Genomic DNA, 13,898 nt, shown 5'->3' on the forward strand with positions numbered 1-13,898 from the left:
ACTACTTTCATCAGTCATGCTTAAATTATATCAAATAAATGAAACTTATTAAAAACCTATACGTAAAAGAAAGGAATCACTCTGTTTAGGAGGAAACATGATGGTATTAATACTACGGATCTTGCTTTTGGCTCTTATCATCTTTTTCATATACACGACAATCAAATATTTATTTAATCCGAAACGAAAATTGGAACTTGCACACGAACAGAAAAAGTTCTTTTTGCTCGATGATACATCGAATATCCGCAAGAATTTTTTATTGACCTACAACGGGGTGATGTTTGAAGGGGAAAAATATTTAGGTACGACCGAACGTTCCTTTGAGGTGATCTCCATTTTCATCTGGCCGAAGAAAACTTCCGCTTTGAAAGGCTTAAAGCGTGATGATTTCTTAAAGATTGAAAGAGCCATAAAAAAACAATATCCAGATGCCATGATTGACTGGAAAAGTCCGGTTAAGGAGTTTTTGACCGACTAAAATGGCAATGGCCTTGAGTGACTTCCACTCAAGGCTTTTATTTTTCATGCGATTGAAAAAATTCTTTCCATGGCACGACCGTCTGCTTTTCCCTCAATAAGTACAGCAATAAGGTAAGCGATAATAAAATGATGATGATGAGTGTCGGGCTGAAATCCGCAATATAATGACCGAAAACCGTATAGACGAAGGCAACGGGGATATTTGTCATGAAGGATAAATAAAAGTAGTTCTTTAATCCTTTATTGGATTCCAAAAGACAGAGGGATAATAAATAGTAATGGATGAACGGAATGAGCCGCAATACCGCAATTTGACGGCTGTTAAGTTTCCGATTTCCGAATAGCTTATTTTTAAGACGAAACAGTTTTTCCTGCATTTTAGGAAACTTTTCAATGACGAAATAAAAAATCATATTAGCAAGGGTCAGACCGATGATGGAGTAGATGGTTCCAAAAGCTGCCCCGAATAAAATGCCCCCTGAAATGCAAACGACTATCACAGGTATGAATAAAAACTGTCGTAACAAATGGAAAGTGATGAAAATTAATGGTGCAAACACACTGCCGGATTGAACGTAACCCATTAAAAGTGTCAGTTTTTCATCCATGTTCTCCCTCCAGCTAATTCTTGCTGCTTCTACAAGCATATACGCAATTTCAGTAACATATGACTAACGAATGATGTTGGTGAGTAATAGCACAATCTGGATAACCATTAAAGCAGGTAGCCCCCATTTAAAAGTGAAGTGCTTCGTTTTATGGCGGAAATGACGCATCCCCATGAATGCTCCCGTTCCCCCGCCAATGATGGCCCAGGTCCAGAGTGTCTTTTCACTGATCCGGTATTCCCTCTTCCATGCCTTCTTTTTATCGATGCCCATCAGCACAAACCCGATGATGTTGACCATGATGAAATAGGCAAGAACGAACCATATCGCTTCCATCTTCTTTCCCTCCTTGCATATAAAAAGCCGCCCTCTTAAAAAAGAGAGCGGCTTATATCAGTCAGACTTATTTGTCTAATTGTTGTTTAGCAGCAGTTGCTAATTGAGCAAAAGCTTGTTCGTCAGCTACAGCAAGATCAGCAAGCATCTTACGGTTCACTTCGATACCAGCAAGCTTTAAGCCATGCATTAAACGGCTATAAGATAGTCCGTTGATGCGAGCAGCTGCGTTGATACGAGTGATCCAAAGTTTGCGGAAATCACGTTTTTTCTGACGACGGTCACGGAAAGCATAGTTTCCTGACTTCATTACTTGTTGGTTAGCTACTTTGAAAAGAATATGTTTCGAGCCATAGTAACCTTTAGCTAATTTTATAACCTTTTTACGACGTTTGCGAGTAACAGTACCGCCTTTTACACGTGGCATGTTATTTCCCTCCTATTTAACTCGATAAATCGAACTTATTTAATGTTATCTAACATATGACGAATACGTTTGAAGTCACCTTTGCTTACAAGGCTAGCTTTGCGAAGCTTACGCTTTTGCTTAGTAGATTTGTTAGCAAATAAATGGCTTGTGTAAGCGTTAGAACGCTTAAGTTTACCGGATCCAGTTTTTTTGAAACGTTTAGCTGAACCGCGGTGAGTTTTCATTTTAGGCATAAGGTATTCCTCCTCATTACAAAATACTTAATAATTACTTTTCGGCTTTTGGTGCTAAAATAATGAACATGCTGCGTCCATCCATTTTTGGATGTTGCTCGATTGTAGCCACTTCTTTACATGCATCTGCAAAACGAACCAATACGCGTTGACCGATTTCCTTATGCGTGATAGCACGACCTTTGAATCGGATAGAAGCTTTTACTTTATCGCCTTTTTCAAGGAATTTGATTCCGTTGCGAAGTTTCGTATTGAAATCATGTTCTTCAATCGTCGGGCTCAAGCGAACCTCTTTCAGACTGATGACCTTTTGATTCTTACGAGCTTCCTTGTCTTTCTTTTGCTGCTCGAAGCGGTGTTTTCCGTAGTCCATAATCCGGGCTACCGGAGGCTTTGCATTTGCAGCAACTAAAACTAGATCAAGATTTACACGAGCGGCTATTTCCATTGCCTCGAATTTCGTTTTAATTCCAAGTTGTTCTCCGTTTTGGTCAATAAGACGAACTTCACGGGCTCGGATGCCCTCGTTTACCATCGCGTCTTTACTAATAGTTAGCCACCTCCAAAGATATTGGCGAATACGAACGTTTGAATCAATTAGGTCACGCTCACAACTCGCTTACAGGATATAATAAAATAAAAAAAGTGTGGATGCATGCAGCACCCACACTGATAGACTAATTTAGAAAGATCCAAATAATCAAATCATGACCTGTTAACTGCATTGCTTGCGTCAACCAGGTGAGAAGCGGGTGCCTCTTCTTTCCTCAAACCGTATTCAATTCACTTTAGAAATATATCATAAACACTGATGACTTGTCAAATACTTAATTCGTTTTAATTCGTTCGTTTTTCACAACAGAATTAATCTTATCAAACATTAGGAGATTTGACAATACATTTTCCTAAAGTATTTTGAATAAATAACATTCACCATCATACGACCACGTCGAAATGGGAGTGCTTCACTACATTCTCGAATTCATAAACCCATCTTTTGATTCACCGATGTTCAGGCCTACCATAGCCTGTCACTCCATTTCCTGCATGATCATCACCTGTTAGGATTTTCTTTTGCCTTTTTCTTTTTCTCAATCGAATCCCACGAAAATAGAGCGATCCAAAACAGCAGGACTGGGAAAATGGCATATTGTCGGTAATCATCCAACATCAATAAAACGATGACTAACAAAAAAGCCGGTGCAAATAAATAGGAAAATTTCTTTTTCATGATGTCACTCCTTATTCTTCGTTGTCTTTATCATGCCTTAATTAAAAGGGAGACACAACAATATGTGCCTCCCTTTTTTTGTTAACGACTCACTTCTGCTTTAATGGCTGAAACGAAGTCTTCGAAAGATACCGTTTCGGATTTTTGTTCGCCGTATTTACGGACGTTCACACTGCCTTCGTTTACTTCATTATCACCAACGACAAGCATGTAAGGGATTTTTTGCATTTGTGCTTCACGGATTTTGTACCCGATTTTCTCATCACGAGTGTCCAAATTAACACGGATGCCTGCTGCCTTCAGTTTATCTTGGATTTCTTTTGCATATTCAAGATGCACTTCAGGTGAGACTGGAATCACTTGTGCTTGGATTGGGGATAACCAAGTTGGGAAAGCCCCTTTGTATTCTTCGATCAAGTAAGCGACAAAGCGTTCCATGGTAGAAACTACGCCACGGTGGATAACGACCGGACGGTGATGTTTACCATCTTCACCGACATAGTTTAAGTCAAAACGTTCAGGAAGCAAGAAATCAAGCTGAACAGTCGATAATGTTTCGTCTTTTCCTAAAGCCGTCCGCACTTGGACGTCCAGTTTCGGACCGTAAAATGCCGCTTCGTCTTCCGCTTCGAAGTAATCAAGGCCAAGCTCGTCCATCGCGCCTTTTAACATGCTTTGCGCTTTTTCCCACATTGCATCATCGTCGAAGTATTTCTCAGTATTGTTTGGATCGCGGTAAGATAAACGGAATGAATAATCCTTGATATCGAAATCCTTATAGACTTCTAAAATCAGGTTCACGACACGTTTTAATTCGTCTTTGATTTGATCCGGACGGACGAAAATATGAGCATCATTCAATGTCATTCCACGTACGCGCTGCAATCCTGACAATGCGCCTGACATTTCATAGCGGTGCATCATGCCAAGTTCAGCAATCCTGATCGGAAGTTCCCGGTAGCTATGGATGCTGTTTTTATACACCATCATATGATGTGGGCAGTTCATCGGACGAAGAACAAGCTGTTCATTATCCATGTCCATCGCTGGGAACATTCCGTCTTGATAGTGGTCCCAGTGTCCAGATGTTTTGTAAAGGTCGACACTACCCATGACAGGTGTGTATACGTGGTCATATCCCAGGCGTTCTTCCTTGTCCACAATATAACGCTCAATCGTACGGCGGATTGTTGCACCTTTTGGCAGCCACATAGGCAGCCCTTGGCCGACTTTTTGTGAAGTCATGAACAGATCCAATTCTTTACCGATTTTACGGTGATCACGCTCTTTTGCTTCCTCTAAGAAACGTAGGTGGTCAGCCAAGTCTTCTTTTTTGAAGAAAGCCGTACCATAAATACGTTGCAACATTTTGTTCTTGCTGTCGCCTCTCCAATAGGCCCCTGCAATGCTTAACAGCTTGAATTCTTTGATCTTTCCAGTGGAAGGTACATGAATTCCCCGGCAAAGGTCAAAAAACTCACCTTGTTCATAAATCGTTACTTGCTGTTCAGCTGGAATCGCATCGATCAATTCCAATTTATATTCGTCGCCAATCTCTTTAAAACGGGAAATGGCTTCATCACGGGTTACTTCAATACGTGAGATTTCCAGGTTTTCATTGACGATTTTCTTCATTTCTTTTTCAATCGCTGAAAGGTCATCAGGAGTCAATGATTCCTCAAGATCGATATCGTAATAAAAACCGCCTTCGATGACTGGACCGACACCGAATTTAGCGTTTTTATAAAGACGTTTGATGGCTTGTGCCATTAAATGGGCGGTACTGTGGCGAAGAACTTCAAGTGCTTCCGCAGCATCTTGTGTAACGATTTCAATGGTACCGTCTTCTTCGATTGGACGTTTCAAATCATATAGTTCACCATTGAATTTACCTGCAATGGATTTTTTTCTTAGTCCTGGGCTGATGGATGCTGCGATGTCTTCAGTTGTTGTGCCTTTAGCAAACTCCTTCACCGCTCCATCAGGAAAAGATATTTTCAGTTGTTCTGACATTGTAGCTTCACTCCTTCTTTTAGTTACCATCCGTTTCAAGTTTCAGGGGGATACCAAGCAATTGCGCGGATTAAAACACAAAAAAGCCCGCCCCTGTATAAAACAGGGACGAGCTTAGTAATTAAATTAACCCGCGGTTCCACCCTCGTTCCACTCTGCTTTTCACGGCAAAGTGACACTTGTAACTAGATAACGGCAGCTTCCCGTCAGCTCATAGTCGCAAAAAAATTGCTTTCCGAACCGAAGTTTAAAGGTGGTAAGTGTTCTATGCTAATAGGAAGCTTACAGCCTGCTGGCTTCCCTCTCTGTAAATTGGCGACTAGAATACCCGTGTCCTCATCATAACTTTTTGTTTTTAATAGTATGTAGGAAATTATAATTCGTTATGCATTGAAAATCAAGGTTAAAATTAGGTTTTACCCAAAATCCCCAAGATAATCATTCAGTGGCCTGCTTAAAGGCTGAAAGCGGCAGGACGGTCGCCCTTTCCTCGAAGATTCGTGTCATCGTTTGAATCAGGCCTTCCTCCTTATTATCCGTATAAATATATAAGCTAGCCGGTGCGATGGATAAGAGTGGTGCCCAAAGGACCGTATCAAGAAAGAATGAAATATCGGCCAGCAACTTCCTGTCAATCATGCTTGTCAGTTTTCGGCGATCCATCCTGCCGAGCTCATGATCATAGAATTGAAACCCGTCATGATTGACAAGGTGAAGCCTTGGTACCTTCGATTCCTGTTCATGCAGGCAATCCCTGAGCATCGCAATGAAATTTTGGTAATCCTGCTCGAGCTTATATTCATCGATGGCCCGAACTGCATACTTTTCCAACGCATGCTGAAAAGACCTTAACCGAAAGGTAGTGAACGAATCGAATGAAAAAGACACCTTTCCCGCCAATATACTCTGAAGGCCTTCTTCGATCAATTGCTTTTCCCTACTGAATAAACTGCCTCCACATTCGGTGTTTTCCGCTTCAATGATGGAAGAAGCTATCTCGATGATGGCATCAATTTCTTCTTGTTCTCGATAGAAAAATTTTCCGATGATGATTTGTTTAAGAACAGGAAGCGTTTTTTCTTCAAGTAAAAAGGAATGAAATGTTTCACTGAGCAGTGTCAGCCATTTATCGGTTTTTAGTTTGGACATATCGATAACGAGACCTTGTTGTGGGGAAAATTCAATATATGGTTGAACTTCTGTCCCCAAAGGATGGACAGAAACGAAATTCAGCAGTTTTAAAGCTTCCGAATCATTTTGGAACGTAATTTGCACTACGACATCCCCCCTTCCCCCTTGCTTTACTTTTTTCATGTATATGGGAATAGGGGCTTATTTAGAAGTAAGATGGTGTGAAAGGGCAAAAAAAAGCAGCCTCTTTGTAGAGACCACCTTCCTTTACCTTCTGCGATTGATACCATCAAGCTTTACAGGTTCCGCTAAATATTGAATCCTCTCCAATACCCTTGCCGCTTTCACTTCTTCTTTCTCACCACGTTGGGAATAAGTCAAGTGATTCTCCAGACCCTTCATATCAAAATTGGAAGTGAAAAACGTCGGTAAATTTTCAAGCATTCTAAATTGTAGGATGGGCCCTATGACTTCATCCCGTCCCCAGCTTGTCATCGATTCTGCCCCAATATCATCAAGCATCAGGACAGGCGCCGTTTTGACCATCTCTATTTTCTCGTTGACGGTATTATCACCGATTGAACCTTTCAGTTCCCGTAAATAATCAGGAACATAGACGATCATCGAAGAGATTTGCCTTTGCGCAAGTTCATTGGCGATCGCACCCAATAAATACGTCTTACCAACGCCAAACTTTCCGTATATATACAATCCCTTTTGACGTTTGCCAGGCTCATATTCCATGATGAACGATATCGCTTTTCCTAGGACGCCTAACCGTTTATTTTCATCGTCCGTTTGTGAAAAGTCTTCAATCGTTGCCTTCAATATATCCTTGGGAACGTATAGACTGCGAATGAGCCTCTCCCGTTTCCGCTTCTCATCCTCTGCCAATTTCCTCGGACAGATTTCATAATTCAAATTAAGGGCCTTCCCTTGAACAACGAGCTTTGGATAATACCCATGCATCATATTGATGCACCCATCCAGGCTTGGACATCTATCACACTTGTTGCTCTGAGAAATGAATTCGTAAAGCTTACCTAAATTCTTATCGATCATTTCCTCTGTGACCGTTGAGCTATTGGCATTCAGAAAAAGACGCACCTGTTCATTTTCAAAGATTTCCTGCTTCAACTGTTCATACCGTTTCTGGAAATCACCCGTATTGGCCAGTTTATTAAGCGATCTATTAATCTTTTCCATCGTTTATTTCACCTCCAGCTTTCCACTGCTTCCACTTCTCTTGAAGCTCACGTTTTTGTTCACTCAGTTCAGGCTGTTCCGCTTTCTGTTCAGGCTGTTTCTCCTCGTCCTGTTCAAGCCAGTCCGGAACCACTTCTTCTCTGATCGATTTTTTCCGGCCGCCTTTGGCAACGTTCTTGCTTCCTTGTGCCCACTCTTGGTATTTCCGGTGTTCATTTTTAGCCAGTTCCATCGCTTCTATGACTGTGGAAACCTTCAATCGTGCCCAATGACCTGCCAGTTTTTCCACATATCCCTTTGTGAATTTCATGTCTGTCTTAAGCATAACGTATTCGATTAAAACATTCACGACTCCAGGATTCAGCTTCTGATTGATCATTACACCTTCCACCACTTTTAAATCACCACTGGTCGGTTCCGCTCCTCCGGATAATTGCATGAGCCGATCACGCGGGGAAGTAGTCTCCAAATGGCGAATAAGCTCTTGCTCCTGTGTTTTCGGTTCATCCTTTTGCGTCCGTTCCCGTATAGGCTGTACACGATTGATCAAGGAAGGCATGTCGGCCTGGCGTTCAATTTGGTACCAGTCCCTTGCCGCTTTCCGAAGCAGCTCTTCATCGATTTCATCGTCCAGCGTTACGGCATCCATTACTAGTTTTTGCATTTCAAGCGGATTGATGCCATATAAAAAAGCTAGTTTGGCGATGGTATTTCTAATTTTAGGCGTAAAGGCCTTCTTGGGTACAATCGAGCTCTTCATCCCAGCGAACAAAAGATCAAAATCAAACAAGCCATCGAACCCCGAAGGCTCGACACCGTCAGATTGATCGATAAATTGCTGTTTAGGCAATGGGTTCCATTCGTTTTTGGCTTCATCCGTAACATAGAGGGAATCTAGATGATCTGATGAAAAAACCTCTGCAAAGGATTTCGTCACATATTCAAACTGGTCCGTTGCAATCGTGTCCACACAAAAGAATCTCTTCAGCCGGTTGAATTGGACTTTTCCTATTTTTTTATATAAATAGATATTCAGCATGCCATCCGTGAAAAACTGCTGCGGGGATAGGGGCGGATTCAATTCATAGATGAATTCCTTCGTATCCCCTTTCGATTTCTTGTACACATTCAGCAATCCGATTCCTTCAAGTAAAAGACGTGCTTCATATATATCGCCTAATTTCAGGCCCATGGTATTCATCAATTGATAATGGGAGGAAGCCTCCGACCAAAGCCGGTTCTCCTCCAATTCGCTCCATAACGTCATGTATAGGCTAATACAGATCGGTCCAATAAGAGGTTGGTACAGCCGTGTCAGTATTTTCCGATCATAATCATGAAGCAGCCCCGCAGAGGACACCATGTACGAATCCGCGGGGAGCAGTTCCTGCCAATGCATTGACATCTTCATTCAAACCTTTCAAAAGATATAGTGAAAAAAGAGCCAAAGTAAATCTTCAGCTCTACTTTCTTTCTTTATTTATTAAATCTTTCAGTTCATCGATAAATACATTAATATCTTTAAATTGTCGGTATACGGAGGCAAATCTCACATAAGCCACTTCATCAACTTCAGCCAGTTGGTCCATCACCATTTCACCGACACTGTCACTTTTCACTTCCGAAATACCCTGATTGCGCAATTCCTTTTCTACATAACTCGTGATTTGTTCTAGTTCCTTCAATGGAACCGGACGCTTTTCACAAGCCCTGATTAGTCCACGCAGGATTTTATCACGGCTAAACTCTTCCCGAGTCCCGCCCTTTTTCACGACGATCAACGGCGTCTCCTCGACCTTTTCAAAAGTAGTGAATCGAAACCCGCATGCCTCGCATTCCCGGCGTCGTCGAATCGATTTACTTTCATCGACAGGCCTGGAATCGAGCACTCTCGTTCCGTTATATTGACATGATGGACATTTCATCATTACCAGCTCCGTATTTTAAGTGATACTCCTAATCAAACTTCCCTAAGGAATACTATTTTATCTTAATCTTATATAAAAGGGACAACCAGTACAAGTAAAAAGTGAAACTTCAAGTAAAGGATGTGTGTACTTACTATGTAAATGCCTGTTAATGGAGCTTTTCCATGAGTGAAGAATGGCCATTTCATGGCATCAAAAAAGAGATGCATATATAGCATCTCTTGTTAACCCGTTTATTATAAAACACCCATTTTAGTTTTTTTCATTTGCACGGGACCAAGTCCACGTGGAAGTTCAATATTCTCGCGCGTTTGTGCATTCAAAGCCTCCGCGATATAATCGGCTGCAATATTAGGATCTAAGTTGCCGCATGTATAAACATCAATGCTGGCATATCCATGTTCCGGAAAGCTATGAATGGTAAGATGTGATTCAGAGATAATGACGACCCCGCTCACCCCTTGTGGAGCAAATTTATGGAATGCCACCTCGCGAACCTCAGCACCCGATTTCAGTGCAGCATCGACGAAGATTCTCTCAATTAAATCAATATTGTTCAGTTTTTCAAAGTCACAACCCCAAAGTTCAGAAATGACATGTCTTCCCATCGTTTCCATCGTGTAAGCTGTTTCCATATTCTGTTCCCCCTTACATAATTAAAAATTCTGAATCCTTAATAACTACCACGGGGGAAAGTTAGTCCAAAGAGGTCCTAACCCTTTAAGTAGCCATTACGCAAACTCCCTTTTTAGGAAGTTCACGATTCATAGTATATAATGTATGGATTTCTTTTGCAACTGCATTTTGCATTTTTGGAAATTTAATCATTAATTGTTAATCTGACAGGACCAAGGAATTAATACCCAAGGTTCCGTACCTGTCCTAAACGTATCCATAAGAATAGCCCGTTAAACATATAACGGGCCTTTACTCTTATTTAACTGACATTTGAACTTCAGAAGCCTTTGTCAACTCCGAAGCTACCAATTTTACAAGATCGACTACTCGATTGGAGTAACCCCACTCGTTATCGTACCAAGCCAGAATTTTCACTTTTCTATCACCAATCATCATCGTCGACAGACCATCGATGATGGCAGAATGCGGATTGGTCTTGAAATCACTTGAAACAAGCGGTTCTGTTGTATATTCCATAATTCCTTTAAGCTCATTTTCTGAGGCATCTATGAAAGCCTGATTCACTTCATCGATTGTAACATCACGGTTTAAATCCACAACAAGGTCGACTAAAGAGACGTTCGGAGTCGGTACACGTATGGCCATACCATGAAGTTTGCCCTTCAATTGAGGCAACACCAATGAAAGAGCTTTAGCCGCCCCTGTAGTCGTAGGGATGATGCTTTCTGCAGCCGCACGGGCACGCCTTAAATCCTTGTGCGGGTTATCGATGTTATTTTGGTCATTCGTATAAGAATGGATGGTTGTCATCAAACCATTGTCTATGCCGAACTTTTGATCAAGTACTTTGGCAACCGGTCCAAGGCAATTAGTCGTACACGACGCATTCGAAATGACGAAATGCTTGTCAATTTCTAACGCTTCCTGATTTACGCCCATCACAATGGTAACGTCTTCATTTTTACCCGGCGCGGAAAGGATGACCCTTTTTGCCCCTGCTTCTAAGTGCATGGCGGCTTTAGAACGCTCATTGAATTTACCCGTAGCTTCGATTACAATATCTATATCCATCTCTTTCCAAGGCAATAGCTTTGGATCGCGATTATTTATCAGTTGTACACGTCGTCCATTCACTACAAGAGAATCATCTTCGGCAACGATTATGCCGTCAAACTTCCCATGAATTGTATCATACTTCAATAAATGGGCTAACGTTTCAGCGGGATAGCTTGCATTAATGGCAACGATGTCCAGACTCTCATCTACTATTGCCTTACGGAAAACCATTCTTCCAATTCTTCCAAATCCGTTAATCGCTATTCTTGAATTCATTTATCGGACCCTCCTGAATATATTAATGTTATACTTAATACCCTTCATATGTAATTAGTATAACACATTACTCTTGAAATGTGTTAATAAAAAAGCGGATTTCTTCCTTTTTCAAAACAAAAAGGAAGAAACCGTTAAAGTCCCTTCCTTTTCCACTCTATAGGATCTCCCATTTCTTAAGTATTTCAACAACCTGCTTTTTGGTTTCTTCTATATCGCCATTATTATCGACGATGGCATCCGCTAGTTCCTTTTTATCTTTCAAGGGCATTTGCGAATGGATTCTCGCTAAAGCGTCGGTTTCCGTCAACGCATTCCGGTTCATTAATCGCTCTAGTTGAACCGATTCATCCACGTATACCAAAAGTGTCCTTTCCACCATGAACGTCAGCTTGCTTTCGAACAGGAGTGGAATGTCCATGAATACCGTTTCCGCTCCAGCAGCAAGGGCCTTTTCCGTTTCTTGGCGCATCCAATTTCTCACGGCAGGATGTACGATACGATTTAAAAGCAACCTTTTTTCTTGGTCGTGAAATATGATCGAGCCTAACTTTGCCCGGTCGATCCTTCCATCAGACAATAAAAGATCTTCCCCGAAAGCCTTCACCACTTGTAGGTAGGCCTCTTCCCCAGGTTCCACGACTGCACGGGAAGCCACATCCGCATCCACTATCACGAAACCCAATTCTCTTAAATACTGACTGACACTACTTTTCCCACTGGCAATTCCACCAGTGATCCCGATGATTTGTCCCATAAGCTCCCCCTTTTCCCCGTTCTTTATAACTTGAATAATCCGATTAAAATCAGTAATACCCCCGGAAGAAAGGTCAGATGCTGCACGATTTTATTATTGGAAAGCAATTTGCCGGATTGAAGTCCGCTCCCGATAAAGATGAAGCTCATCACGGCAATGCAAAGTGCAAGAATGATTGGGGAAATCCCCATCATGGCAGCTCCCACTCCGGCACCGAACGCATCTAGCGATAACGCGAAGCCCAGTACAAGCGCCTCGATACCGGTAATCGTCCCTGATCTATCAAAATCGGCATTCATTGGTTTTTGTAAGATATTGATAGCCACTCCAAGTGATTTAATTTCAAAATTGAAGATGATTTTTTCGTGATATCGCTCATCATTCGTTTCCTTCTCGGGCCTAAAATATTGGTATACCATCCACGACCCCAAAAGTACGAGGATAATGCCCCCTGTTTTTTCTGCGGCCCCGACAGAGATAAGCTGACTGATGAATTCACCGATGACCATCGCAATACCCAAGCTCATTGCCGAACAGACCGATACGACAGCAATGGATTTCAAGGGTATTTTCACCTTGCGCATACCGAACGTCATGCCCACACCGAAACCGTCAATACTTACTGCAAAAGCAAGAAAAATAATTTGTAGCCACATCGGAATGAATGCTCCTTCCCATCTAGTTGCTACCCCAGTATATGGAAAGAGCCCATCCGATGTGTTTTATCAAATGATTACTTATTTGGCTGGCAAGTCGGGCATATATGTGTGCCCCGTCCTGCGACGACTAGCTTTTCTAACGGGGTACCGCAAATTTTGCAGTTTTCCCCTTTGCGTCCGTATACATTCAGTTCCAACTGAAACATGCCGATTTGACCTTGTGAGTTGACGTATGAACGTATCGTGCTCCCGCCTTTTTCCACCGCTTCGCTCAAAGTGGCGATGATTTCGGCATGCAGTTTTTGAATTTCTTCCAGTGTGAGGGTGGAAGCCACTCGTTCCGGATGAATGCCTGAACGGAATAAGGATTCGTCCACATATATATTACCGATCCCGACCACGACGGTTTGGTCGAGTAGAACAGGTTTGATCTTCCTGCTCGTTTTCGCAAGTTTTGCACGAAGTCCCTCGACGGTAAACTCTCCCGATAGTGGTTCAGGACCTAAATGCAACAGAGGCATTTGCTCCATTTCTTCTCCTTTACGAAATAGATGCATCGTTCCGAATTTGCGGACATCCCGATACCTAAGCTCACTGCCATCCGTGAAGGTGAAGATGACATGGGTATGCTTATCGTAAGGTTCCTCTTTCGAATGGACCCCGTATTTCCCTTCCATCCTTAAATGGGAGACCATCGCATAGTCGTCCATGTTGAAAATGAGGAACTTGCCCCGACGGCCAATGCTGTGGATCGTCTGACCCCTTAATGCATCTTGAAACTGTTCAACTGGCTCAGGTGCCTTTATAATTTTGGGCCAGAAGACGGAAACCTCCAGGATTTCCTTTCCTAAAACAAGCTGTTCCAATGTTCTTCTGACGGTTTCCACTTCAGGAAGTTCTGGCATTATAATC

General features: G+C 42.1%; 17 protein-coding genes and 1 other annotated feature. Of the genes, 1 reads left to right on the forward strand and 16 read right to left on the reverse strand.

Annotation, left to right across the window (positions count from 1 at the left end; genetic code table 11):
• The first annotated feature begins 100 nt into the window (after positions 1–100).
• Positions 101–481 carry a sigma-w pathway protein ysdB gene (locus AC503W_RS14535; protein WP_402874451.1) on the forward strand — a complete coding sequence of 127 codons (381 nt, stop codon included), beginning with the start codon at positions 101–103 and terminating at the stop codon, positions 479–481.
• Positions 482–518: 37 nt separating this feature from the next.
• Here AC503W_RS14535 and AC503W_RS14540 read toward each other — a convergent pair whose 3' ends face one another.
• From AC503W_RS14540 to mutM, 16 genes are all read right to left on the reverse strand, one after another.
• Complete coding sequence (locus AC503W_RS14540; RefSeq protein ID WP_402874448.1) at positions 519–1,091, reverse strand: TVP38/TMEM64 family protein; 573 nt, start codon at positions 1,089–1,091, stop codon at positions 519–521.
• A 63-nt stretch (positions 1,092–1,154) separates the two neighbouring features.
• The gene (locus AC503W_RS14545) at positions 1,155–1,427 is read right to left on the reverse strand and encodes a DUF1294 domain-containing protein (RefSeq protein WP_402986577.1); all 273 of its coding nucleotides are present in this window, start codon (positions 1,425–1,427) and stop codon (positions 1,155–1,157) included.
• 67 nt (positions 1,428–1,494) lie between these two features.
• Complete coding sequence (rplT, locus tag AC503W_RS14550; protein WP_402874442.1) at positions 1,495–1,854, reverse strand: 50S ribosomal protein L20; 360 nt, start codon at positions 1,852–1,854, stop codon at positions 1,495–1,497.
• Between the two features lie 35 nt (positions 1,855–1,889).
• Positions 1,890–2,090 carry a 50S ribosomal protein L35 gene (gene rpmI / locus AC503W_RS14555; protein ID WP_034309070.1) on the reverse strand — a complete coding sequence of 67 codons (201 nt, stop codon included), beginning with the start codon at positions 2,088–2,090 and terminating at the stop codon, positions 1,890–1,892.
• A 34-nt stretch (positions 2,091–2,124) separates the two neighbouring features.
• Entirely contained in the window at positions 2,125–2,625 is a 501-nt protein-coding gene (gene infC, locus AC503W_RS14560; RefSeq protein WP_402874439.1) for a translation initiation factor IF-3, read from the reverse strand.
• Between the two features lie 98 nt (positions 2,626–2,723).
• Positions 2,724–2,860, reverse strand: a sequence feature (ribosomal protein L20 leader region).
• Between the two features lie 284 nt (positions 2,861–3,144).
• Positions 3,145–3,321, reverse strand: coding sequence for a hypothetical protein (locus AC503W_RS14565; RefSeq protein WP_402874436.1), 177 nt, complete (start codon positions 3,319–3,321; stop codon positions 3,145–3,147).
• Positions 3,322–3,402: 81 nt separating this feature from the next.
• Positions 3,403–5,334 carry a threonine--tRNA ligase gene (gene thrS, locus AC503W_RS14570; RefSeq protein WP_402874433.1) on the reverse strand — a complete coding sequence of 644 codons (1,932 nt, stop codon included), beginning with the start codon at positions 5,332–5,334 and terminating at the stop codon, positions 3,403–3,405.
• Positions 5,335–5,772: 438 nt separating this feature from the next.
• Positions 5,773–6,609, reverse strand: coding sequence for a sporulation protein YtxC (gene ytxC, locus AC503W_RS14575; protein WP_402874430.1), 837 nt, complete (start codon positions 6,607–6,609; stop codon positions 5,773–5,775).
• A 123-nt stretch (positions 6,610–6,732) separates the two neighbouring features.
• Positions 6,733–7,671, reverse strand: coding sequence for a primosomal protein DnaI (gene dnaI, locus AC503W_RS14580; RefSeq protein WP_402874427.1), 939 nt, complete (start codon positions 7,669–7,671; stop codon positions 6,733–6,735).
• Positions 7,658–9,076, reverse strand: coding sequence for a replication initiation and membrane attachment family protein (locus tag AC503W_RS14585; protein WP_402874424.1), 1,419 nt, complete (start codon positions 9,074–9,076; stop codon positions 7,658–7,660). The genes dnaI and AC503W_RS14585 overlap by 14 nt, the downstream gene beginning before the upstream one ends.
• A gap of 58 nt (positions 9,077–9,134) precedes the next feature.
• Positions 9,135–9,596 carry a transcriptional regulator NrdR gene (gene nrdR, locus AC503W_RS14590; protein ID WP_402874421.1) on the reverse strand — a complete coding sequence of 154 codons (462 nt, stop codon included), beginning with the start codon at positions 9,594–9,596 and terminating at the stop codon, positions 9,135–9,137.
• A 239-nt stretch (positions 9,597–9,835) separates the two neighbouring features.
• The gene (speD, locus tag AC503W_RS14595; RefSeq protein WP_427686807.1) at positions 9,836–10,216 is read right to left on the reverse strand and encodes an adenosylmethionine decarboxylase; all 381 of its coding nucleotides are present in this window, start codon (positions 10,214–10,216) and stop codon (positions 9,836–9,838) included.
• A gap of 316 nt (positions 10,217–10,532) precedes the next feature.
• Positions 10,533–11,570: a glyceraldehyde-3-phosphate dehydrogenase gene (locus AC503W_RS14600; RefSeq protein WP_407408206.1), complete on the reverse strand. Its 1,038-nt coding sequence runs from the start codon at positions 11,568–11,570 to the stop codon at positions 10,533–10,535.
• A 157-nt stretch (positions 11,571–11,727) separates the two neighbouring features.
• On the reverse strand, positions 11,728–12,327 hold the full coding sequence (gene coaE, locus AC503W_RS14605) for a dephospho-CoA kinase (protein ID WP_402986579.1): 600 nt from the start codon (positions 12,325–12,327) through the stop codon (positions 11,728–11,730).
• Positions 12,328–12,350: 23 nt separating this feature from the next.
• Positions 12,351–12,983, reverse strand: a complete 633-nt coding sequence (gene ytaF / locus AC503W_RS14610; protein ID WP_402874414.1) for a sporulation membrane protein YtaF — start codon at positions 12,981–12,983, stop codon at positions 12,351–12,353.
• 77 nt (positions 12,984–13,060) lie between these two features.
• Positions 13,061–13,891 (reverse strand): DNA-formamidopyrimidine glycosylase, encoded by an 831-nt coding sequence (gene mutM, locus AC503W_RS14615; RefSeq protein WP_427686748.1) that lies wholly within the window; start codon positions 13,889–13,891, stop codon positions 13,061–13,063.
• Positions 13,892–13,898 lie beyond the last annotated feature (7 nt).

This window comes from Peribacillus suis, from assembly GCF_059384845.1.